General features: G+C 48.0%; 23 protein-coding genes and 1 other annotated feature. Of the genes, 12 read left to right on the forward strand and 11 right to left on the reverse strand.

All coding sequences use genetic code 11. The features are described 5' to 3' along the window. Window positions 1–58: 58 nt before the first annotated feature. The 3 genes from Q7C19_RS02025 to Q7C19_RS02035 all read left to right on the forward strand — a co-directional run bounded on the left by Q7C19_RS02025 (window position 59) and on the right by Q7C19_RS02035 (window position 3,772). Complete coding sequence (locus Q7C19_RS02025; protein ID WP_035408788.1) at window positions 59–1,204, forward strand: FUSC family protein; 1,146 nt, start codon at window positions 59–61, stop codon at window positions 1,202–1,204. Window positions 1,205–1,274: 70 nt separating this feature from the next. Continuing rightward, window positions 1,275–1,479, forward strand: a binding site (T-box leader). A gap of 60 nt (window positions 1,480–1,539) precedes the next feature. Beyond that, on the forward strand, window positions 1,540–3,189 hold the full coding sequence (locus Q7C19_RS02030; RefSeq protein WP_375091482.1) for an aromatic amino acid hydroxylase: 1,650 nt from the start codon (window positions 1,540–1,542) through the stop codon (window positions 3,187–3,189). A 61-nt stretch (window positions 3,190–3,250) separates the two neighbouring features. Next, on the forward strand, window positions 3,251–3,772 hold the full coding sequence (locus Q7C19_RS02035; protein ID WP_052019063.1) for a pyrophosphohydrolase domain-containing protein: 522 nt from the start codon (window positions 3,251–3,253) through the stop codon (window positions 3,770–3,772). Between the two features lie 60 nt (window positions 3,773–3,832). Here Q7C19_RS02035 and Q7C19_RS02040 read toward each other — a convergent pair whose 3' ends face one another. The 3 genes from Q7C19_RS02040 to Q7C19_RS02050 all read right to left on the reverse strand — a co-directional run bounded on the left by Q7C19_RS02040 (window position 3,833) and on the right by Q7C19_RS02050 (window position 5,697). After that, window positions 3,833–4,129 (reverse strand): MGMT family protein, encoded by a 297-nt coding sequence (locus Q7C19_RS02040; protein ID WP_035408778.1) that lies wholly within the window; start codon window positions 4,127–4,129, stop codon window positions 3,833–3,835. Then, complete coding sequence (locus tag Q7C19_RS02045; protein WP_035408776.1) at window positions 4,126–5,094, reverse strand: cation diffusion facilitator family transporter; 969 nt, start codon at window positions 5,092–5,094, stop codon at window positions 4,126–4,128. Before Q7C19_RS02045 ends, Q7C19_RS02040 begins: the two co-directional genes overlap by 4 nt. 117 nt (window positions 5,095–5,211) lie before the next feature. Continuing rightward, window positions 5,212–5,697 (reverse strand): pyridoxamine 5'-phosphate oxidase family protein, encoded by a 486-nt coding sequence (locus Q7C19_RS02050; RefSeq protein ID WP_035408773.1) that lies wholly within the window; start codon window positions 5,695–5,697, stop codon window positions 5,212–5,214. A 163-nt stretch (window positions 5,698–5,860) separates the two neighbouring features. Between Q7C19_RS02050 and Q7C19_RS02055 the strand changes: the two genes are divergently transcribed. Beyond that, the gene (locus Q7C19_RS02055; protein ID WP_035408770.1) at window positions 5,861–6,871 is read left to right on the forward strand and encodes an LLM class flavin-dependent oxidoreductase; all 1,011 of its coding nucleotides are present in this window, start codon (window positions 5,861–5,863) and stop codon (window positions 6,869–6,871) included. Window positions 6,872–6,890: 19 nt separating this feature from the next. Here Q7C19_RS02055 and Q7C19_RS02060 read toward each other — a convergent pair whose 3' ends face one another. Next, entirely contained in the window at window positions 6,891–8,159 is a 1,269-nt protein-coding gene (locus Q7C19_RS02060; RefSeq protein WP_313491329.1) for an MFS transporter, read from the reverse strand. Between the two features lie 120 nt (window positions 8,160–8,279). On the opposite strand from Q7C19_RS02060, the gene Q7C19_RS02065 reads away from it, so the two are divergent. Further along, complete coding sequence (locus Q7C19_RS02065; RefSeq protein WP_375091483.1) at window positions 8,280–9,470, forward strand: helix-turn-helix domain-containing protein; 1,191 nt, start codon at window positions 8,280–8,282, stop codon at window positions 9,468–9,470. Window positions 9,471–9,499: 29 nt separating this feature from the next. Here the strand turns inward: Q7C19_RS02065 and Q7C19_RS02070 are convergent, their stop codons facing one another. Together Q7C19_RS02070 and Q7C19_RS02075 are read right to left on the reverse strand one after the other, a co-directional pair. Beyond that, window positions 9,500–9,679, reverse strand: a complete 180-nt coding sequence (locus tag Q7C19_RS02070) for a hypothetical protein (RefSeq protein WP_174316089.1) — start codon at window positions 9,677–9,679, stop codon at window positions 9,500–9,502. Between the two features lie 89 nt (window positions 9,680–9,768). Beyond that, window positions 9,769–11,202, reverse strand: coding sequence for a C40 family peptidase (locus Q7C19_RS02075; protein WP_375091484.1), 1,434 nt, complete (start codon window positions 11,200–11,202; stop codon window positions 9,769–9,771). A gap of 195 nt (window positions 11,203–11,397) precedes the next feature. Between Q7C19_RS02075 and Q7C19_RS02080 the strand changes: the two genes are divergently transcribed. Continuing rightward, window positions 11,398–13,110, forward strand: coding sequence for an ABC transporter ATP-binding protein (locus Q7C19_RS02080; RefSeq protein ID WP_035408758.1), 1,713 nt, complete (start codon window positions 11,398–11,400; stop codon window positions 13,108–13,110). A gap of 124 nt (window positions 13,111–13,234) precedes the next feature. Beyond that, window positions 13,235–14,095 (forward strand): DUF4003 family protein, encoded by an 861-nt coding sequence (locus tag Q7C19_RS02085; protein ID WP_375091485.1) that lies wholly within the window; start codon window positions 13,235–13,237, stop codon window positions 14,093–14,095. Between the two features lie 80 nt (window positions 14,096–14,175). Here the strand turns inward: Q7C19_RS02085 and Q7C19_RS02090 are convergent, their stop codons facing one another. After that, complete coding sequence (locus Q7C19_RS02090) at window positions 14,176–15,423, reverse strand: lysine N(6)-hydroxylase/L-ornithine N(5)-oxygenase family protein (protein WP_056060509.1); 1,248 nt, start codon at window positions 15,421–15,423, stop codon at window positions 14,176–14,178. A 76-nt stretch (window positions 15,424–15,499) separates the two neighbouring features. Further along, window positions 15,500–16,630 carry a S1C family serine protease gene (locus Q7C19_RS02095; RefSeq protein WP_313491964.1) on the reverse strand — a complete coding sequence of 377 codons (1,131 nt, stop codon included), beginning with the start codon at window positions 16,628–16,630 and terminating at the stop codon, window positions 15,500–15,502. A 205-nt stretch (window positions 16,631–16,835) separates the two neighbouring features. Here Q7C19_RS02095 and Q7C19_RS02100 point away from each other — a divergent pair, with 205 nt between their 5' ends. Continuing rightward, window positions 16,836–17,186, forward strand: a complete 351-nt coding sequence (locus tag Q7C19_RS02100) for a DoxX family protein (RefSeq protein WP_035408747.1) — start codon at window positions 16,836–16,838, stop codon at window positions 17,184–17,186. 38 nt (window positions 17,187–17,224) lie between these two features. On the opposite strand, the gene Q7C19_RS02105 is transcribed toward Q7C19_RS02100, so the two are convergent. After that, entirely contained in the window at window positions 17,225–17,989 is a 765-nt protein-coding gene (locus tag Q7C19_RS02105; protein ID WP_056060514.1) for an SGNH/GDSL hydrolase family protein, read from the reverse strand. 126 nt (window positions 17,990–18,115) lie between these two features. On the opposite strand from Q7C19_RS02105, the gene Q7C19_RS02110 reads away from it, so the two are divergent. Both Q7C19_RS02110 and Q7C19_RS02115 read left to right on the forward strand, forming a co-directional pair. Next, window positions 18,116–19,036 (forward strand): ABC transporter ATP-binding protein, encoded by a 921-nt coding sequence (locus tag Q7C19_RS02110; RefSeq protein ID WP_023467748.1) that lies wholly within the window; start codon window positions 18,116–18,118, stop codon window positions 19,034–19,036. Next, a complete protein-coding gene (locus Q7C19_RS02115; protein WP_035408742.1) occupies window positions 19,029–20,027 on the forward strand; it encodes an ABC transporter permease in 999 nt (332 codons plus the stop codon). The genes Q7C19_RS02110 and Q7C19_RS02115 overlap by 8 nt, the downstream gene beginning before the upstream one ends. A gap of 39 nt (window positions 20,028–20,066) precedes the next feature. Here Q7C19_RS02115 and Q7C19_RS02120 read toward each other — a convergent pair whose 3' ends face one another. Further along, window positions 20,067–20,591, reverse strand: coding sequence for a P-loop NTPase family protein (locus Q7C19_RS02120; RefSeq protein ID WP_290786262.1), 525 nt, complete (start codon window positions 20,589–20,591; stop codon window positions 20,067–20,069). 509 nt (window positions 20,592–21,100) lie between these two features. On the opposite strand from Q7C19_RS02120, the gene miaA reads away from it, so the two are divergent. Continuing rightward, window positions 21,101–22,027: a tRNA (adenosine(37)-N6)-dimethylallyltransferase MiaA gene (miaA, locus tag Q7C19_RS02125; protein WP_375091486.1), complete on the forward strand. Its 927-nt coding sequence runs from the start codon at window positions 21,101–21,103 to the stop codon at window positions 22,025–22,027. Between the two features lie 48 nt (window positions 22,028–22,075). Next, window positions 22,076–22,324, forward strand: coding sequence for an RNA chaperone Hfq (hfq, locus tag Q7C19_RS02130; protein WP_023467753.1), 249 nt, complete (start codon window positions 22,076–22,078; stop codon window positions 22,322–22,324). A 149-nt stretch (window positions 22,325–22,473) separates the two neighbouring features. Here hfq and Q7C19_RS02135 read toward each other — a convergent pair whose 3' ends face one another. After that, entirely contained in the window at window positions 22,474–23,445 is a 972-nt protein-coding gene (locus tag Q7C19_RS02135) for a tyrosine-type recombinase/integrase (protein WP_375091487.1), read from the reverse strand. Window positions 23,446–23,510: the final 65 nt, after the last annotated feature.

Genomic DNA, 23,510 nt, shown 5'->3' on the forward strand with positions numbered 1-23,510 from the left:
ATTTTGACGGCTAACGGTGAAGAATAGAGGGCATACTGAATAAGAAGGAGGGATGGACATGGGTGGACAATCCTTACAAATCGGACCACGGACCATTAAGACAGGTCTTGCGGTCATCTTGGCGCTGTTGATCAGTAACCTGTTCAACCTCAGCCCAATCCTGCCTGCGATCTCGGCAGCGACGACACTCTTGCCTTCGGTCTATCAGACATGGAAACAATTTCTCGAGGAAGCAGAGGCCAACTTGATTGGTGCCTTTTTGACGTTACTCGCACTTTGGATTTTAGGCGATAATCCGGCGAATCCGCTTGCGATCGGGATCGTCATCATGGCAGCAATTTCGATTTTGCTAGCTTTTGGTTTCGGGCGGACGATTCCACACGTCGTCTTGATGATCATCGTCATTCTCGAAAGTGTCGCGACTGCGACCGAACCACTTTGGCAAGTCGTCTTGATCCGCTACTTGCTCGTCATGCTCGGGATCGGTTGTGCACTCGGCATCAATGCGTTGATTTTCCCGCCACGTTACGGCAATGTCTATTACCAGAAAGCGACGAAACTCTTTGAGAAACTACTCGTCGTCACGCGAGCAATTGCCTTTGAAGGCAAGGTCACCCCATATCGGGCAGCAATCGATAAGATGGGGCGTTCGCTCCTTGAGACACAAAACCTGTTCAACCTACACAAGGAAGAAATTCGAGGAACGCGTCAGAAGCATGCCTCGCTTCTACGGAACCTGCTGATCCTTAAACATATGCAATCGTGCCTCGAACGTGGCGTCGCGACGGCAGAGCGCTTCAGAGAACGAGAGAAGGCACTCGATTCGATTGCAGACGATCTTCGAAGTGAACTGTTCTATCACTTGATGCATATCGCCCAGCGACAAGAGAAAGTCTTGCTGACATACGATCTCCTGTTGACGGAAGAACCGCTCGCGATGGAGGATCTCGTCAAAGAGAACATTGCCTTCGTCAAGCACTCTTTTCTCGACCGTGATGAACTCGAGGAAGAAGTCATCATGGAAATTTTACCGATCGTCGTCTCGATGAACGAGTGGATACAAGAACTCGAATCCTTTGAAAAACGGCTCAATGGTGGGCTTCGTCGCCATATCACATCATTGACGATCGAACAAAAATCAGTCCGTGATAAAACATTTAATCGATTTAAACGTAAAAAAGCCATTGACGAAAGTAAAAAGTAAGCGTATAGTCCTCCTTAACGATACTTTACTTGCTAAAAGCATAACAGTATAACAGCATAACAGAACGAAAGATTAAGCGATGATGAAACCGAAGTAAAGACCATCTCCCTGTTTCAGAGAGCACGTGGCGCTGCGAACGTGTACACAGATGGTGTTGAATTACAGTTTCTGAGCTTCTTGCGTAAGCGAGCGGAGCAAACCGTTATCCCAATCATGAGTGACTCAGTTGATGACTGGGTAATCAGGGTGGTACCGCGGCTTTCGTCGCCCCTGTCGAACGATACGTTCGGCAGGGGCTTTTTTGTTATCTCACATTCATTCAAGGGGGAACTCATATGTCTACACCAATCATTCCAAGTCACTTACGTCCACATGTCGCACCACAGCACTACGAAGACTACACGCCAACGGATCATGCCGTTTGGAGATACGTCATGCGACTAAATTTAAATACGTTACAAGATACAGCACATCCAGCATACCTCGAAGGGCTTGCTGCATCGGGCATCAGCCCGGAACGGATTCCAGATGTACGTGAGATGACAGCGAACCTAAGCCGTGGAGGCTGGGGAACAGTCGCTGTCGATGGTCTCATTCCTGGCGTCGCCTTCTTCGATTTCCAAGGACATGGTTTATTACCGATTGCGACCGACATCCGGAAGGTCGATAACATTCTCTACACTCCAGCACCGGATATTCTGCACGAAGCAGCGGGGCATGCACCGATCTTAATGAATCCGGTCTACGCGGAATTCGTTCGTCGCTTCGGTGAGATCGGGGCACATGCCTTTAACCATAAAGCCGAGCATGACGTATTCAAGGCACTCAAGAAATTGACGATCGTCAAAGAGAGTCCATTCTCGACGCCAGCCGATATCGAGCAAGCTGAAATTGAGCTTGCGGAGACACGGACACACGTCAAAGGGATTTCGGAAGCGAACGAAATCTCACGTCTGTTCTGGTGGACGGTTGAATTCGGTCTGATCGGTGATATCGACAACCCACAAATCTACGGGGCAGGTCTTCTATCATCAGTCGGTGAAAGTCGCCATTGTTTGACGGACGCGGTCGTTAAACATCCATTCTCGCTTGAGAAAGCACTTGCGACGAAACATGACGTGACGAGCATGCAAAAAGAACTCTTCGTCTGTGAATCGTTTGAACAACTCCGCGACGCACTTGAAGAATTCGCTCAATCGATGTCCTACATTCGCGGTGGCATCCACGGACTGACGAAAGCCGTTGAATCGGGCAATCTGTCAACGCTCGTCTTCGACAGCGGTCTCTCACTCGTCGGTGTTCCTGAAACGCAAGAAATTCACGATTCGCTGCATATCGTCAAACTGACTGGACCGACAGCGTTGGCTGCAAACGGTGAAGTGTTGACAGGTCAAGGACTTGCAGATCATCCGGAAGGCTTTACACTCCTTCACGGCAAGGAATTGAACGAAGTATTGATGCAAGTCAAAGTCGGTGAACGTCTCGACTGGGCGGAAGGAAATGTTCACGTCACAGGTGACATCACAGCAATTCAAAACGTCAATGGTCACCGGGCACTCGTCGTTTTAGAAGCAGCAACGCTCTCGAACGATGGGAAAACGATGACGATGGACCGGATGGAATTGATCGTCGGTGACATCACGTCAGCATTCCCGGGAACGGAAGTTGAAGCACTGAAGCCAATTCCAGAAACGATCGAGTTCGAACGAATCGAGCGTCCGTTGACAGCGGCTGATCCAATCTTTGAAGTTGTTCGTGAGATTCGCGAAGGACGTGCTGGTCGGGAACGGTTGCCGCAACTGATCGACCAGACACTCGTCCAGTTACCGGACGCTTGGTTACTCCGCCTAGAATTACTTGAGTTAGCGGATGAAGTCGATCAACCACGTCTGATTGCAGATCTCGAGCGCTTAAAAGCGACATCTGAGCAGCGAGATGAATTGATCACGCGTGGGATGGCTTTACTCGACGTCGTTCATCAATGAGTCGAACTCCGGTTCTGAACCTGTTAGAATGGAGACATTCGGTAAAAGGGGATGATCGGTTATGACAAATTATTATCAAGACGTAAAGGAATTCCACCGTGTGTTTTCACACCCTGGTGCAACGACGCCAACACCAATGACGGTTGATCGTGGGATTAAACGCTCGACCTGGACGGCGGAAGAAGCGGTCGTTGAGTTCTTGCATCAAACGGCGACGAGTGAAGCAGAGTTCCTCGAGGCGATCGAACGTTTCAAGTCAGGGCTTGATACAGCGGTCGAAAAATCGCTCCAGATGAAACAACCTGAAACAGATGTCGAACGACTCGTTGGACAAGGGGATGCCTTGACGGACGCGCTCTACTTCATCATGGGAAGCTTTGTTGAGATCGGGCTTGATCCGGCTCCATTGTTTGAGATCGTTCAACGTGCCAATATGGCGAAGCTTGGACCGGACGGAAAACCAATCTTCCGAGAATCTGACCAAAAGGTCATGAAACCAGAAGGCTGGCAACCACCGGAACCACAGCTTGAAGCAGAAGTACGTCGACAAATTGCTGCGGCTTCGAGTATGTCAAAAGCTTGATTCAAAACAACAAAAAGAGGGATGACTGGTACATACACCGGTCATCCCTCTATTTTTCATCTATTCACTTCTTACTTGATAACGCGATAAATCGAGTTGACGGATTGTAAGGAACTCGACACCTTCTGCTTCAAGTGCCAGCCGTTGTTCATCGCCTTCGAGCGATAGTTTTCCGCCAGCAGCAAGGACGCGGTGCCACGGTAGACGTTCCGTCGTACTCATGCTGTGAAGAATCCGCGCCACTTGTCGTGCGCTACGCGGATGACCGGCGAGTCGAGCGACTTGCCCGTACGTCATGACCCGACCAGCAGGGATTGAACGGATGATGGTCAGGACATCTTGCGTGAACGGTGTCATGACTCGTCAGAAGCAACGACATACTGTTGAATCTTATCGTCTTCGTCAAAGCCGATCGTCACATCGATGATGCCTTGTTGCAAACGGATCTGCAGTTCAAGGCGGTCCTTGATGTCGTCTGCTTGAGCGATCGTCAACGTCGGATCAACTTCGATTTCAACTTCGACGTGGAAATGATCGCCTTCTTTAATAACTTCCAGTTTACTAATGTCTTTGACGTCTGGGTCTTTCATGATCAGTCCGCCGAGACGTGCTGCCATCGTCTCATCGGCTTCACCAAGTGCACCAGCTGCGTTTTGCAGGAAGACGTTTCCGACGACGTAAAACATCATCAGCCCGATCAGGATAGAAGCAATTCCTTCTGCCTGATGAAACGGTGTCACATGTGAGATGATGACGGCGATCATCGCGACGATTCCGCCAGCCGTTGCGACTAAGTCTTCAAGGAACACAAGGCGTGTCGCTGGTTTTGCTTGCTTCAGTGACCGGAAGCTGTCGAGGATGAGGCGTGGTCCTTTTGAGTCCAATTTCGCATCATGCGCGATTTCCTGCATTGCTTTAAAGAACACACCACTTTCTAAGACGACCCCTGCGAATAAAACGGATAACGTGATCCAGAAGCCTGTCGATTCTGTCGGTTCGATGATGTGGGCAATCCCTTCATGAATCGTTTCGTAGGCCATGATGCCGACAAAGAGGATTGCGCCTAACAAGACGAGATTGACGAGACGACCAAAGCCATTCGGGAACCGTTTCGTTGGTGCTTTTTTACTGAGGGCAGAACCGATGAAGACGAAAAATTGATTGGCAGCATCCCCGAGCGTATGCATCATTTCGGCGAACATCGCGACATTTCCCGTCAGGACGTAGGCAATTGCCTTGATGATGGCGATGATAGAGTTGACGATGCCTGCCGTCAACGCAGACCGGTTACCCCGGCGTAATAACGTAAAAAATTCTCCCATGATTGTACTCCTTTTAGTTAAGTTACGTATTAGTTCATTTTATTATGTTACATCATTTTGAGAAAAACGACTATCTTCACATGAAAAAACCCACGCAAGCTGCGCGGGTTTAACTCGTCAAGATAAGTCGACTGTTTTATTGATTTCGTTCTCATCGTCTTTGCCGACGACTTTCTTCAAGACTTGTTTGACGGACTTTGTCGTGTTTCCTGTTTCCCAGTACTCAGCAGCTTCCGTGTTGACCTTGATCAAGACGACTTTCGGATCTTCGTATGTCGTTCCAAGATATGCTTCGTAACGTGGGCTCCAGAGCTCTTTTTTTCGTTCGATGTCTTCGACGAGTTCTGCTGTCCCACGAATCGAGACGTATGATTTGTCGACGTACGCGACGTTAACACTCGGATTCTTAAGTAATTCTTGATACTTGTCCGTTTCTTTTGAAGTGAGGAACCAGAGGTCACCATCAAATTCAATATCCTGCGTTTGCATCGGACGCGATACGAGTCCTTCTGCTGCAATCGTCGTCAGCATCGCTGTCTCGATTTTATCGATCAGTTTCTTGACCGTTTCGACTGCTTCTTGATTCGTAGTATGCGTTGACATGTAGCTCCACCTCATTCGTTAGATTTTTATGCTCACGTAAGGATTGTTCCCTGAATTTTAAAATAAAAACGTCCCCATGACAGAAAGAAGCAGTTTCGTTGCACGGTACAACGAGGAGGCGTACAGTGTAAGTACGCATTCGAAAGAAAAAGGAGAGACATATATGAAACTTAGTATTTTAGACCAATCCCCGGTCTCTAAAGGACAATCCCCATCTGATGCCTTACACGAAACGGTCGAGCTCGCAAAAATCGCGGACGAACTCGGTTATCATCGCCTGTGGGTATCCGAGCACCACTTTGCAAAAACACTAGCCGGTTCGAGTCCGGAAGTCTTGATCGCGTATATGGCAGCCGTGACAAAACAGATTCGCCTTGGTTCAGGCGGCGTCATGTTGCCACATTACAGTGCCTACAAAGTTGCGGAGAACTTCCGTGTCCTCGAAGGACTTGCTCCGAACCGGATTGATCTCGGTCTCGGTCGGGCACCAGGTGGTATGCCCCTTGCGACGCGTGCGTTACAAGAAGGTTCGTCGCCACGGTTTGGTGGAGCTGATTATGGTGAACAACTTGATGATCTCGTCGACTACCTGAAAGACGGGGCACCTGCCGGACACCGGTTCGCGGGACTCGTCGCCACACCAGAAGTCGATACGACACCAGAAGGCTGGTTGCTCGGATCAAGTGGTGGTAGTGCCTTGAACGCCGCACAACGCGGATTCGGATTTGCTTTTGCTCACTTCATCAATGGACAGGGTGGTCAGGAAGTAATGGATTACTATCGTCATAATTTCATGGCGACGTCGTTTAATGAGACACCACAAACACTCGTTTCGATCTTCGTTACATGTGCCGAAACGACGGAAGAAGCAGAACGTTTGGCGTCAAGCCTTGATTTATCTCTGCTCTTACTCGAAAAAGGGGTCTCGTCAACAGGAACGCCGACACCGGAAGAAGCAGCAGCGTATCCGTATACGTTCCAAGATCAGTTCCGGATTGCTGAAAATCGGAAACGGATGATCGTCGGTAACCCGGAATCCGTTGCGAAACAATTACAAGAGCTTGCCGATTCGTATGGAACGGACGAAGTGATGATTGCTTCGATGATCGCAGACAAACAAGCAAAACAACAATCATTAAAATTAATCATGGACGCTGTCAAAGCGACAGTCTGATTTATACGCACGTCCTTTCTCACGAAGTGAGGGAGGACGTGTTTTTTGCGTCTACTACTGGAATGCGTTCGGATACGATGTCTTTACGCAATCGGAAGAATCCGAATAACGCTGCACCGAACAAGCCGACTGTACCGACTGCAAGTAGCACGATGATAGACACATGATCACTCAGTAAACCAAATAATAGGGTACCAATCGGCATCATCGCCATGGCGACCGATTCAAGGACACCGATGACACGCCCGAGGTAAGCTGGATCAGTCTGTTTTTGCACGATGAGTTGTAGCGGAATGTTCATCCGTAAGACGAGCATGCCGTCGATGAACAATAGAATCATGAAAAAGGGTAGTAGTAGAGCAGAGGGAACGTAGCCGAGTAAAGCAAGTGCAGGAAGCGCATAACAAGAGGCGATTAAAAAGAGCGACTCGAATATCGTCCGTAACGGACGTTTCACCGTAAAGCGAGGTAAAGCAAGAAGCAACGAAGCGACGAGAAGACCGGCACCTAGTGCGGACTCGACCAGTCCAAACCGAAATGGTGTGAATTGCAGTCGATCGAGCAAAATAATCGGTAACAAGATTTCAAAAGCAACAAAAAAGAAGTTCAGGACGATCGCCATCAGGACGAGTGTCGTCAATACTGGTTGACGGAACAGATAGCGGTAGCCTTCTTTAAACTCCGAGATGAAAGACGGAGTATCGGTAGTAACCAGAGGAGAGGTATCCACTGCAAGAAAGCGGAGGCGGCTATTCCACCAGGCAGCAGAAGCAAACAAGAGAAACGGTAAGATCAAGAATTGCGTGATGGAGACAGTGGCGATAAGCAGTCCCGCAACGAGTGGAGCAGTGATCGTTGAGGTCGATTGAATCGTCGAGAAGAGTGCGTTCCCGCGTTGTAACTCCTCTTCTTGTACGAGTCGCGGTAACGAGCTTGATAAGGTAACGGACAGGAACGTCGACAGGCTCGTCAAAAGAACACTAGCGATGATGTAATGAACGGTATGTAGAGGGGCTTGTAACGAATAGAGCAAAAGTCCAAACAAGACGAGTGCACTTAAGCTTTCGGTCATGACGATGATTCGTTTCCGGTTCCAACGATCAGCGAGGACACCAGCAACCGGTGAGAGCAAAATCCGTGGCACTGATCCTGCAAGCAAGACGAGCGCAAACTGAAAACCAGACGACGTTTCCCGTAAGACGGTCAGTCCGGCGACGAACGTAAAGAGACTAGCTGCGAATAATGAACAAAACTTTCCGAATAAGACACGCTTTAAATTAAATGACATCCTGTTCACTCCTTCTGAGTTAAATTTTATTGAACTTTAGTGTAGAATAAAGGAGTGGAAGAAAAATGTAAAGATAAAGTTCAATATAATTTAACTTTTATGATAAAAGGAGTGACCAGTGTGTTAGGGGAACGTATCAAACAGATCCGAAAACAGAAAAAAATGACGCAAACGGATGTTGCGACCGGCATCATCACGAAGTCAATGCTCAGTATGGTCGAAAATGGGAAAGCGACACCGTCTGTTCCCGCCTTACAGGCGATTGCTAGGCGATTACAGGTGACAGTCGAAGAATTAATGCTCGATCCGCGAGATGTTCAGATGCGGGAACTCATCGAAACAATCCGTTCGCGGCATACCCCATATTTTTCAGACGAAAAAATTCAGGAACTTCTAGAACCTTACTTGGTTCCGGAAACGACTTCCTATTGGCAAGGGCAGGTCTATCATAAATACGGCGATGCCCTCCGAGCGTCTGACCCGGAGCTTGGTTTGATATATTATGAGAAAGCAGAGCGGATTTTTCAACAGCTCGGTCGTCAAGATGAGCAGTTGCTCGTTCAGATCTCGAAAGTCTATTTTTTATTCAATCTCAAACGGACAAAGGAAGCGTATGAGCTGATCGAAGCAATGGATGTACCACGCGAGATTCCACTGGCGCCAAAAACCTATTTAAATTTCCAAATCTTGCGTGCGCTCCGAGCAAGTTTGTTCGATGATCACTATACAGAAGCGATCGCCTTATTGCGTGAAGGGGTTCAGTATATGCGGGAGCAAGATGTCTATTATCATGTCATTTCGTTTCAACGTTTCCTCGGATTGTTTTTATATCTAGAAGGGGAAATCGAACAATCACGGCAAGAGTTTGATCGATTGGAGCAGTTTTTTGCATTTAGTGAAACGACTGCCGTCGGACGAATCGAAGTCGATTTGACGAAAGGACTCATCGCGATTTTTGAAAACGATACGGACGGCATGCAAATGGCGTGGGAAAAACTCGTCACTGTGGCGATCGATGACGCGAAACATTACATCGGACAACTCGAAGTCCATCTCCTTGTCAATGGCATCGAATTACCGAATCAGACGCTGCAGCAGAGCGTCGATAAGATATGGGAGATGCAAGATGCCTGGCTTGCTGCGAGTGGATTCGACCAAGCGATGATGCTTCAGACGCTCGTACTGGCGATGCAACGAGGGATTGGTCAGGAACGACTGGAGGATGTTTTACGATTGAAGGATGACCTTCAAAGTGAACGGCTCAAAGGCGATCTTGAGCGAGAGATACAAGCATTGGTTAATGTTCAATGACGAAAAAACAGGCATGAAGCGCACTCGCTTCATGCCTGTTCGTGTGAGGATGTCGTTCTTCTGAAAATCAATAAGACGCATGCGGCGACGGAAACGATCAAGTGACCGATATAGACGTCTCCCGTCTGGATATAATGCAAGAGCATCGAGCCACCAAAAATCAATAAGGCAAGAAAGAGAAGTCGGACATAAAGTGTTTTGTAAGACATGCGGACACATCCTTTCCATATACAGTATATCCCAAAAAGGGGTGTTAAGACAAAAAAACATCCACCCCGAAGGATGGATGAAAAATGTCTTAAAGTGATTTAAAGCCTAACAGCTTTTGTGTCCAGTAACGTTCTGAAAGACGGCTGATGCCAAGAGCTGGTTCATTCGCATGGATGAACTGGTCGTTGTTCAGCATGATGCCGATATGTGTTGGACCAGCGGCATACGTGTTTTCGAAGAAGATGATATCGCCGCGTGTTGGCTGACGAAGTTTCGAAAGTTTCGCCCCAAGATAACGGTCATCATTCCAGTAACCGTTGACGTTCGTCCGTCCGACAGAATAGCCAGCAGCATTCAACGTGTAATTGATGAAACCAGAGCAGTCGAAGCCACCGTTGACTGGATTGCTTGAGCCCCAGCGATATGGCGTTCCAAGATATTGTTGCCCAATCGAAATCGCACGTTCCATCAATGTTGAACCAGGAACAGTCGTTACCGGGGGTGTCGTTGGAGTGACCGGAGGCGTCGTCGTGACGGATCCCGTCGTGATGTAACTCTTCGCGACATAGTAAAGACCAGTTCCAATCTTGATCTGGTACCAGCCGCTATCTTTTCCTGTCGTTTCACCCGTGACATTGACTGTCGAACCGTGTCCGACTTGTGTGAAGACTTTAGACGACGTCGAAGGTAACGTACGGACATTCAATCCAGTTGGTGCGTTGACGCGATACGTCTTCGAAGCATCAACCGGCGTCAAAGAGACTCCAGGCGTCGTCGGCGTTGTTGGTGGTGATGCTTTTGTTGAAGCTTTGACATAGGTCGAAGCGACATATGCTTCTTTTCCGTCGAGCTTGACTTGGTACCATGAATCAACGGCACCTGTGACATCAAGAACCGTTTGATGCGGTAATGTCTTGTAGATTTTTGCATTCGTCGCTGCAGCAGTCCGAGCATTCAAGCCTTCCTTCGCATTAACCGTGTAGACTTTCGATCGATCGACCGCTTTAACGACTTGTTTGACGGGAGTCGTCACTGGTGGTTTGGAATCCGTCATGACGTTTGATGTCTTTTTACTGACTAACGTCGCATGGACATAGGCCGTTTGTTTCTTATATGTGATTTGGTACCAATCACCTGATTGTTTCTGAACAGTCAAGACAGTATTCTTTGCTAGTTTTCCGAGTGATTTCGAACTCGTCGTTGCTTTTTGCCGGACGTTGACGGCATCGGTGTTCGTTATGTAGGTCGTAGTTGTCGGAGCCTTTTCCGTCGTTGCTTTGACGTATGCTGAAGTAATGAAAGCTGGTTTCGACTGATAGCGGATTTCATACCAGCTGTTGACTTTCTTGACAGCTGTCAGCTTCGTACCTTTTTTTAGAGTCGTGATGACCTTCGCGGAAGTCGAGGCAGCCGTGCGAATGTTGACGTTATCCGTCAAAGTCAGTGTCGTTGACGCGGCTGAAACCGGAATTGTGGTACCGACCAAAGCGAGCGTCGTGAGGGCGAGAACGGTCTTTTTCACGTGACATAGCTCCTTCCAAGAGATAGGTGAAAATCGTTGTTACCATTTTGTCATAAAAAGTGCTGATTCCCCTGAATTAAAAATATAATTTTTGTCTGGAAAACTGTAATACCGTTTTTCAAAAAAACGAATAGGTAGAAGGAGTATTTTCAAAAAAGTTCAAGTACACTAGAAGTACTCGGAAGGAGGCTACACATGTTACACCGTTTTTATCAGTATTATATCCCACATAAACGTTTATTCTGGCTCGATTTCACGTCTGCCTTATTCGTCGGGGTTTTAGAACTTGCGTTTCCACTCGCAGTTAAATGGTTCATCGACTCCTTGTTACCAAACGGAGAGATGAACTGGATCATCCTTGTCAGCGTCGGATTATTAGCGTTATACGTCATCAGTACGCTGATGCAATTCGTCGTCAACTATTTCGGACATAAGCTCGGGATTAATATCGAGACCGATATGCGTCGTCAGTTGTTTAGTCATGTCCAGAAACAGTCGTTCCGTTTCTTTGACAATACAAAGACGGGTCATATCATGAGCCGGATCACAAATGACTTGTTCGATATCGGGGAACTAGCCCATCATGGTCCAGAAGATGCGTTCATTGCCGTCATGACCTTGCTTGGTGCATTCTCGATCATGCTGACGATCAATGTGCCGCTTGCCCTCGTGACGATCATTGCTGTGCCATTCCTGATCTGGTTGATCAGTTATGCGAACGTTCGGATGAATAAATCATGGGACCGGATGTACGGTAATATCGCGGAAGTCAATTCACGCGTCGAGGACAGTGTTTCCGGTGTCCGTGTCGTCCAGTCGTTCACGAACGAAGCTTACGAAATCGAGCGTTTTGAAAAAGACAACGCAACGTTCCGTCAGTCGAAGATCAATGCCTACAAGGTCATGAGTAAGAGCCTGTCCGGCATCTACTTGACGACTCGTTTGATGACACTTGCCGTCTTAGTCGTCGGTGCGTACTTGACATATCGCGAAGCCTTAACGGCAGGAGAACTCGTCGGCTTCATTCTCTACATGAATATCTTATTGAAGCCAATCGATAAGATTACGGCATTGCTTGAGATGTATCCGAAAGGGATGGCGGGCTTTAAGCGATTCCTTTCGATGATTGATGAAGATGCGTCCTTACCTGATGCGCCAGATGCGCTCGTCGTTGATCGCTTGAACGGTGGCATCACGTTCAAGGATGTCGCATTCGGATATGAAGCGGATCGTCTAATCTTAGAACACATCAATCTGACGGTCGAACCTGGTCAGACGGTCGCATTCGTCGGAACATCCGGGGCAGGGAAGACGACGATCTGTTCGTTGATTCCACGTTTTTATGATGTTCTAGATGGCGCAATCACAATTGACGGAATTGATATCCGGCAAATGACGAAGGAGTCACTACGTCAACAAATCGGTATCGTCCAGCAGGATGTCTTCTTGTTCTCAGGGACGATCGCTGAAAACATCGCCTACGGTGATCTGAATGCGACGCACGAAGACATCGTGCAAGCGGCGGAACGTGCCCACCTCGGACCGATGATCGCGGATCTTCCAGATGGGTATGCGACACAAATTGGCGAACGGGGACTCAAGTTATCGGGTGGACAAAAGCAACGACTTGCCATCGCACGGATGTTCCTAAAGAATCCACCGATTCTGATTCTGGACGAAGCAACGTCTGCCCTTGATACGGAAACGGAAGCACTCATCCAAGAGTCGCTGGCCGAACTGTCTGAGAACCGGACGACCCTCGTCATTGCGCACCGTTTAGCGACGATCCGGAATGCGGATAAGATTTTCGTCGTCACGAAAGACGGGATCGTCGAAGAGGGCTCGCATGACGAGTTGATGGATCAAGGTGGTTATTTCTCCCGTTTGTTAGAGAGACAACGAGTTTGAATCGATTTGAAAGAATGTAAAAGCAATGGACATGTTCCGTTGCTTTTTTTGTGCGTTTAAAAATATGATTGTGCAAGCCATTTTTAGGGAAAACGATGCATAGAAAAGAAGGAGAGGTGGAAGGATGTACGGTCAATTCTGTGAGAATTATGATGAGAGCTATCCCGTCTTGCGGGAGGAATCGTCACATGATTTCCATCGTTTTTTTGCGCTGTCCTACACGATTCACGATACTGTCTTTGAGCAGAATGTCTACGAACGTCTGATGCGAACGATCAAACACCAGACATCTCGCTTTTCAGCGTTACGGAGCCGCTATACACCATTGCTCGTTGCCCATGTTCAACTGAATAGCACGGATCCTGATATCCTCATCGAAGAAATCATCGTCGCTGAAAAGAAGATTAAACATCGATTGATTCGTGATAAAGGAGTCCGACCATTTTTTGCACTCAATGAAGTACTGAACCGTCGACAAGGGATTGATGCGTTTCCCTACATGGAACGCTTGCATGCGACACGACCACATCTGAATGCTGCGAAGCAGTATGTCGTGACATCGACTTTGCTTGAACAGCACCCACTACCAGATACGTTTTTAGAACGCGTTGATACGTTTGAAGAGTGGCTTGCGCAATATATGGAACGGACGAGTGAACGTGTCATTACGGCGCAGATCTTAGCAGCGCATCCGGATGCGTCAGCGCAACAAGAACGAATCGTTGCTTGGCGGGAACTACTTGAACGGCGAGAAATCATTATTTGGGATCGTTTAATGCCGCTTCTTGCGTTATTACCATCGATGGAACGTGTTGATTGGATTTACGTGACCCGGATCGTCGATCGGGAGCGAGCACGGAATCGTTTTTCAGACGAAGTCAACTGGTTGATTGCCTTTCATCTGTTACTGGCTAAATCAGGAGTGACACGGGTGCAAGCTACGTTATTGTTACTGGCTGCACTAGAACTAACGAAAAAACCGTGACGTGAAACATTGAAATAGACAAAACGGACGAGGTATGGCGCGCACCATACCTCGTCCGTTTTACTGTATGCTCATCTGACTTAATCAAACGTCGTAAACGTCGCATGTTGTTCGACCGGATAAAGTTCCGTACCGGCGACAGCGTTCAAGATCAACTGATTCCGCGAAACAGACATGCCGAGATTATCAGCTGCTGGACCATGTGATAACTCTAAATTAGCGGTTGCGTAAAGATGATGCGCCGTCTCGACGGAACGCACGATTTGATAGTCCGCGTCGACTTTCCAAGCGTTGGGTGCTTCGAATACGATATCGAGTCGATCAATGAAGCTTGGAAGGGATGGCGAAAAGCCGGTTGCCGCGATGACAGCATCTGTTTTGGACGAGCGTTCATCTTCGAGCTCTTGATGTTGCATCGCAATCGTGAACCGTTCGTCATAGGTAATCTTTTTCACTTCAAGATTCGCGCGAATCGCGACTTGTTGCTGTTCTTCTTCCGTCAAATCATAGAGGTGGGCATAGATCGATTGCAGGGTCTCTGGACTGATGCCGTTCTGAGACCGGGCGAATTTCTTGACCGACTCTTGTCTTACTTCGAGTGGGAGTTGGTTGAAATACGTCACATAGCTCGGTGAAAAAATTTCTTCTCCGAGTTTACCGGTCTCGAGTGTCTCAAACAGTGTCGAACGCGCAATCCATTCGAGTTCAGGACGCTCTGGAGCAGGTGTCGTCAAAAGATCAAGGAAGATCTCGGCAGCACTTTGACCGGAGCCGACGATACTGATTTTTTTGCGCTGCAACAGTTCTGCCTTGTTCATGACATACTGTGTATTGTGAATGACACGCTCGTCAAACGTATCTGGAATCGCGGGCTTTGAGCCAGTACCGATGACGACGTTCCGTGCTTCGAACGTTTCCCGTTTCCCGGTTGTGACATCTTCGACGAGGACCTCGAAACTATCACCGGTATCTTGCACATCGACGACGCGGGTTGAAAATCGTAAATCATTAAGCTGTGTCGCCACCCAGCGTAAGTAATCATTGTAACCTTGTCTTGAAATCAGAAGTTTTTCATAGAAGTAAAACGTGTGGAGACGTTGGATCGATCGTAAGTAATTAAGGTAAGAAAATGCGCTCGTCGGATCAGCAAGTGTGACGAGATCGGAGATGAAGCTTGTCTGCATCATCGAGTCCTGAATCATCATGCCGGGATGCCATGAGAATTGTTCGCTTTCGTCAAAAAATAACGTTTTTAAATCTGTCGGATGAGCCAGTGCGCTCAACCCTAAATTCATCGGACCAATGCCGATGCCGATTAAGTCATACATAGAAAAAGCCTCCCAATTCGATATTGTTCTAAAACAATACCCGAAAAGGAAGGCGGACGAAACGTCAGGCTGAAGTTTACAGCTGGTCGGTCGTCGTTGTTTTTGTCTCGACCGTCATCGTTTTTCCGTCACGGATGATTGTCAGTGAGAGTGGACCGTCTGATTTGATGAGTGCCGTTTTGATATCGACGAATCCTTTAATCTCGGAGTCGTTGATTTTCGTGATCACGTCACCTGTTTTCAGTTTAGCCGCAGCGGCTGGACTGTTCGGTTCGACTGACATGACGACGACACCTGTTTTTTGACTCTCTGGTAAGTTAACTTGATCTTTTAAATAACCAGCAGGGAACGCCGCCACATCTTGTAAGGAAACACCGAGTGTCGGATGTTCGACTTTACCGTTCGTCTCAAGTTGTTTGAGGATTGGTAATGCATCATCGATTGGAATACTGAAACCGACACCTTCAACACCCGACTCGGCAATTTTCATCGAGTTGATACCGACGAGTTGTCCTTGTTCATTGATCAAGGCACCGCCTGAGTTACCAGGATTGATCGCGGCATCCGTCTGGATGACTGTTGTATTAAAGTCGTCTTGTCCATCGTTATTCGTATCGACCGGTACAGTCCGGTCTTTCGAACTGACGATTCCACGGGTAACGGAATTTTGGAATTCACCAAGCGGATTACCAATCGCAAGGACAGTCTGTCCGGCTTTTAAGTCAGCCGATTTCCCGAGTGTGATGACGCCTGGAACGTCGTTTGCGTCGACTTCTAACACGGCTAAGTCATACGTTTCGTCACTACCGAGTAATTTGGCTTGCAGTGTTTTACCGTTGTTAAGCGTGACATCAAGTTTTGATGCGCCATCGACGACGTGGTGGTTCGTAATGATGTATGCTTTTCCATTCTCTTTTTTATAAATGACACCAGATCCCGAGCCGGCAGCTGCTTCTTTTTGCGACATCGCATTACCGGTTTGATAATTCGTCACCGTTACAACGGATTTTTGAGCAGTGGCGACTGCATTCGTCACTGGATCATTCGACGTCGTCGAGACTTGTTTTGGCATTCCGTTTGAGAGTGGTGTGTCCGCGACCTGTTGTTCTTGATCGAGTAAAATCGGAAACGCGATCGTTGCCGTCAGAACGGCACCGATGATTCCTCCAGTCAATCCAGGTAAAAGTCCTTTTGTTTTTCCAGCCATAAGTCGTCATCCCTTCCTGTATGATTTCTGACTTCATCATAGCAAATGAAGCGACTTGTCACCTGATTACGGGAGACATTCCGAAATGACTCATCATTCCCCATAATTCGACGACAATTTCTAAAAGTTGAGATAATCGGATCAGTTCGATACACTGAAGCTGTTTCGAATGAATCCGTAAAGTGGAAAGAGAGAGTGAAAGATCATGCTATTACGTTTAGTCTATGGAGCAGGATTATTGTTTGCGGGAGTTGGTCATTTCCGCAACGAGAAAGGGTTTGTCAGCATCATGCCGTCGTTCATTCCGTTCAAGCGCTTTTTCGTCCAAGTAACGGGTGTGATCGAGATCGCTTATGGTCTCATGCTATTGACAGGAAAAGGAGTACATCTCGTTCGTAAGACGCTTCCGGCCTTTTTGTACGCGGTCTTACCGGCAAACGTCAATATGGCCGTCAATCCGAAACCGGTCAATGGGAAGCGCCTTCCATCATGGTTGCTCTGGACACGTTTGCCGCTTCAATGGGGACTCATTGCCTTGGCCAAACGCCTGAAATGAATCGGAACAAAAAGCCGCCATTTAGGCGGCTTTTTGTTTTAGAAACGTTTATTGACAGCAAGTAATGCGGCTTTTGCGATCTCTTCATAGGTAGAGTCGTTCGGATGGAACTGATCGCTTGATAAATCACGTTTGACGTCGCGAACGAGATTGAATGTGTCGATGATTTCGACGTCATATTCAATCCCGAGCGTCCGGGATTTAGCATTCCAGTCTTGCACGATCGCATCGAACGCCTCACCGTTTTCCGTTGCACGGAAAGGATTATAAAGTCCGACGTAGAAGATGACAGCATCCGGATTTTGTTCGCGCAGAATCCGGAACGTCTTTTTTAAGTTGTCTTGAGCCGTCGTAATCGTCGCGGCCGTTTTCTTTGCATCGAAATTCGTGACACCTTCGCCACGATTGAACAAGTCATTTCCGCCGATCGTCACCGAGATGACTTTCGCTTGACTGACTGAGCGTAGGACTTCTTTTTGTTTGAGTTGTTTTAATAAATTTTCCGTCCGGGCACCACTGACGGCAAGATTCTGAAAACGCTCGACCGTGTTCGCTTTGACAAGGTCGCGTCCGACAAGAGCAGCATAACTATTACCGTTCGATGCTCCAACACCACGCGTCAAGGAATCACCAAGCGCGACGTACGTTCCGCCTTTTTTGACAGGTTCTTCCTTTGTTGGTGTGAGGACGGCACGCTTCGGTGGATTGACGACGTCACTATAGGCGTTGACGAAACCGTAACCAAACAGTGCGGTCAGTAAGAGTGAAACGGTTAAAAACAGGGGCCAGCGTAATCGCTTCATGAACGTTCCTCCTTCTAGGTTCTATCCTGATTGTAGCAAATGTAGAAAGAATGTGCGGAAATGAAGTGTTCTGACAAGTCAAATGATTCATTATTCCGCTAGAATAGACAATAAGAGGTGAGAGACGTGAAACCAACAGTTAAATTAGAAGGTGTAACAAAGGTGATCGGAAAAAAAACGATTATCGATAATATTTCGTTTGAAATTCAACCGGGTGAGGTCTTCGGATTCCTTGGACCGAACGGGGCAGGGAAAACGACGACGATCCGGATGCTCGTCGGACTGATCAAACCGACGTCCGGTAAAATCACAGTCTGTGACTTCGATGTCCGCAAACAGTTCGTCCAAGCGATGGAGCGGATTGGTTCGATCGTTGAGAACCCGGAGTTGTATAAATATTTGACAGGTCGTGAAAATTTACAAGTCTTCGCCCGGATGTTACCGAATGTCGACGAGGCAAGGATTCAGGAAGTCATCGATCTCGTCGATTTGACGGCGCGGGTCGACGATCAAGTCCGGACATACTCACTCGGGATGCGTCAGCGTCTCGGTATCGCCCAAGCACTACTCGGACGACCAAGCGTCTTGATTCTCGACGAACCGACGAATGGTCTCGATCCGATGGGGATTCGGGATTTGCGTCAATTCATCCGCCGGCTCGTCGAGGAAACGGGACTGTCGGTCCTCGTCTCGAGTCATATTCTCGCTGAAATCGAGATGCTCGCCGATCGTGTCGCGATCATGAGTTACGGTAAAATCGTCCAAGTCGGAACGGTCAAGGAGCTGGTCGAGTCGCTTGCTCCTGGTGTTGATTGGCGTGTCGACGATGCCTTCAAGGCGAACGAGATTTTATCGGCTTCTGATTTAGTCCAAGTATCCGAAGTCGTCGATGCGAATACGGTCCATACCTTGATGGATGCTAGTAAGACGCCGGCACTCAACAAGCAGTTGCTTGAAGCAGGTGTTGAAGTTTGGACGATCGAACGGAAAGTCCAGACGCTTGAAGATCTGTTCATCACGTTAACGGGAGGCGATCACATTGCGTAATCCGAACATGATCGGTCTCGTCCGAAATGAAGTTACGAAAATCGCTTCGAAACGTCGGTTTGCTGTCGTTGCGATCATCCTCATCGTCCTCGTCTCAATGTTTACGTACGCACAGTATCGAGACATTCAAGAACAGATCAAAAAGCAAGGAACACTCGATTGGCGGGTTGAACTTCAACAAGATATCGTCGATACACAGAACCGTCTTGCTTCTAGCAGTATTCAAGATGAGTTCCGTCAGTTCCTTGAATTCGACCTAAAACAAAACCAATACTATCTCGATAACGACATCAATCCGAATTATCCGGGAGCCCCGACGTTCATCCGGATATTCTTTTCGCAAGGATTGACGCTGATTTTACCGCTGTTCATCATCGTCATCATGGCGGACATCGTCAGCGGGGAACAAAATGACGGAACGATCAAGACATTGCTGTCGCGACCGGTCCGGCGTTGGAAGATCCTCATGGCGAAATGGTTGACGGTGTTACTTTATACATCGATGCTGATGGCATTGACCGTCGTCGTCTGTTATGCGATATCCGGAATCGTCCTCGGTTATGACGGCTGGACCGCACCGATCTTGACCGGATTCCAAGCTTCACCGAGCGGAACGTTCTCGACTGAATTCGTGCATACGTTACCGATGTGGGAGTATCTGTTGATGGCGGTCGGTCTAGCCTGGATCGTCACGGCGGTCGTCGGGACGATTGCCTTGATGGTTTCCGTTCTCGTCAAGAATACGGCGACAGGCATCGGGATCATGATGGCAGTTTTGATTTCCGGTACGTTACTGACGACGCTCGGTTCAAGCTGGACGAGTTCGAAGTATCTCGTCAACGTCAACTTTGGACTGATTAACTACCTCGATGGTCAAGCGCCACCGATCGAAGGGATGACACTTCCGTTCTCGCTTGCTGTCCTCGGTTGTTGGACGGTCGCGGCACTAATCGTTGCCTTCTGGAACTTCACGCAAAAAGATATGTATTAAGAAAAACGGGTCCACCTGAAGAGGGGGACCCGTTTGTCATTATTTGTAAGGCAATTTGTCGTATGTTTCCATTATTTTTTGATACTGAAGCTGTGTTGGTATTGAAGCGTCTAAACTTAGAACGGGGGAAACCGACCGTTCCATTTGCAGTTGGTGTTCCGCGAACGTGCCGATCATCTTCGGGTCCGTCGCCGTATGATACGTCCGGCACCAGTCGAGGAACTCATTTGATCCTGAAAAGTCAGGATAACGTGCTGCTTCGCGTGCGATGAGCCGTTCCATCCGGAGCGATTCGTCGAGCGACAGGAAGACGAGCAAGTCCCGATTGGTGAAACCATCCGGGTGCCAGGCGAAGACGGAACCGGAGACGACGTAATCACGGTAAGACAGTATATCTGCTTCATACATGGAAAATCGCTCGGAGACGTCACGTTTTTCAGTGAACTTCGTATCTTTCCAGAGATAATGGTCGGTATCGATCCACGCAATCCGTTCCGATTGTCCGATGAATGCACCTAGTGTACTTTTTCCAGTACCAGACCCACCAATGATTTGAATGCGCACGAGAACCAGCTCCTTTCGAAATAATCTACTAGCACACAGAACAGGCCCGGGCATGATGCCGGACCTGTTCTGTGGAAGAAGGAAATCTTCCTATGTCGCCTCGTGCCAGCACAAGACATGGAATCGAGAGGCAGTGCCTCTAATAGGAAGCCGATGCAGGTCAGCCTCCGCGCTACGTACCAATCGTACTTTTATCATACTGATTCCAAGAATTGGTGTCAAACCTGCTCGAAAGGGTTTACAAACCATTCAAACCGTCAAAAGAGAGAATAACGATGACTAGAGGAGGAACGACCATGGCAGATTGGGGCATCATGCTGACAGGCGTCGTCATTTGTGGATGGTGCATCTTTAGTGCCATCTATGACGATTTCATCCGTCGCGTATAAGACAAGTAAGTGTGGAACCGTCCAAGGAGGACGGTTTTTTTGTGGATTTTTTTAATCCGAGTAAATGGCTGTGGTACACTCGAATCAAAAATGAAAAAGATAAAGAATGGGTGAAGCAGAATGAAGAAACAACCAGTTATCGTCATCGTCGGACCGACGGCAGTCGGAAAAACGAAGACAGGCATTGAACTCGCAAAACGACTAAACGGAGAGGTCTTATCCGGAGATTCGGTTCAAGTCTATCAAGGGATGGACATCGGATCGGCAAAAGTGACGACCGAAGAGATGGAAGGAGTGCCGCATCATCTGCTTGATCTCGTTACACCGGACGACGAGATGAGTGTAGCCCGTTTCCAAACGGTTGCCCGAGCAACGATCGATGAGATCGCGAGCCGTGGTAAGTTGCCGATCATCGTCGGCGGAACAGGGCTTTACATCCGTTCAATTTTATATGACTACCAGTTTACTGAGCAGGCAGAAGATCCAGCCTTACGGGCTGAACTCGAAGCGTATGCTGCGACACATGGAGCAACTGCACTACATGATCAGTTAAAGGAACTCGATCCGGTGCGCGCAGAAGCGATTCATCCGAATAACATCCAGCGGGTCGTTCGGGCGATCGAGGTCGCGCGGACTGGTCAGACACAAACGACTGGCAGTCAACCGGCACTTTACGAGAGTTTGTTGTTCGTTTTACACATGAAAGACCGGGATCGTTTGTATGACCGGATTGATCAGCGGGTAGACATGATGGTCGACAGTGGCCTTCTAGAGGAAGTGGCGCGTCTGGACGCTGCCGGGTATCGACAGACGAAGGCGTTGCAAGCGATTGGTTATAAAGAGATGTTACCTGTTCTTGACGGAGCACCACTCGATCCTGCTGTTGACATGCTAAAACGGAACACACGACGCTTCGCCAAACGTCAATTGACATGGTTCCGTCATCAATTTGATGGCGTTTGGGTAGATATGGGAAAGTTTTCATTTGAAGAAACGTTCAAAATTATCTATGATAGAACTGTAGAGTTTCTGAAAGCGGTTAAATAAGAGTTGCCCGAAGACAGAAACAGATAAAAAGAGGGGGCACGGGGAATCATGAAAGCGACATACAACATTCAGGACGTCTTTTTAAATCAATTACGGAAAGATGCAGTCCCAACGACGGTTTTCTTAATCAGCGGGTATCAATTACGGGGGCTGATCAAGTCATTTGATAACTTCACGGTCATTTTGGAGTCGGAAGGCAAACAGCAATTGATCTACAAACACGCAATCTCGACGTTCGCACCAGCGCGCAACGTGACGTTATATGAACAAGAAGAGACACAAGAAGTTTCTCGCTAATGAAAAAGACGACCGGGGGGTCGTCTTTTTTTAGGTTTCATTCAGGTGTGGGTCGTATTAAAAATTCGAGACGAATAACGAAAGAAGAATGACGCTTCGCAAGTGAAGCGAAAAATGATAGCTACTTTGCTCTCAGCGTAAATGTGTCATTACAGTAATGGTGTCAGTTCCTCGACCGCCTCTTCATAACGTCGAAGCGAGACATCCTTATAAAGACACGTCTTCTGCAGGCGTTCTTCCTTCGTCATCTCGTTCTGATATGTTTTCAGGATAAAACTGTTGCGTAACATCGACGGTGTCAAGACCCGTTTATTATCCGACCGTTCATTCAACTGACGCATCATCTTCGTGATCATGACGATCGATAGTTGCTTCGGTGCATTCTTACTGTAAACCCAGCGGAACGTCATCCGGGCGAAGTCGAAGGCGACGAAAAAGGGGTCGGTGCTGTGGTAACGGGGACGGACCGGTTCCGGGATCGTCTTCAAGTAACGCAACATGATGTCTTGATCCTCCCGCTCGAGGTGAAGCAGGTAACGATTACCGAGTCGGTCGTGGACGGTCATCTCTTGCTGGGCGAAATTGAGGTCATGCATCTTCAAACCAATGATGTGATGAACACGTAGACCGTAGCGATAAAACAATCGAAGGATCAGTTCGTTTCGATCGATTAAAAACGGACGTGCCTTCAATTGATGTTCCGTCAAGCCGCGATCGGATTGATTCGTTCGGACGAGTTGCTCGTATTCCTTAAAGGAAGCGACGTGTTTTGCCGTCAATTCATGTGTCGGTTGTGCGTATTCGATCAGCTTCGCCTTCGTTTGTCGAATTTGGTAATTGACTTGATTGATGACGGTGACGATTCGGGCGACCGTCGCTTGTTGGTAGAGTTTCTCTTCGATCAAGTACTCATTGATGAACGTCTTCCACGTCTCAATCGAAATCGCCTTGAAATCATCGATCGTCTCAAGTGGTTGATCGACATCCGTCATATAGCGGTGGACTTCGATTAAATCGTACCGATAGCGCCGGACGGTCGAAAGTTGTCGTCCGCTTGTCGTTAAATAAAATAGGTAGCGTTCAATGAACTCTGGAAGCGTATACGACTGTTCGCGTGCCATCGTTTTCCTCCCTTTCGTAATGGTGTTTCTTCCATCATAAACCGAACGGATGTTTCCTGTCCAAA

The sequence above is a fragment of the Exiguobacterium sp. PHA03 genome (assembly GCF_041945985.1).
In the GTDB taxonomy this organism is placed as follows: Bacteria; Bacillota; Bacilli; order Exiguobacteriales; family Exiguobacteriaceae; genus Exiguobacterium_A.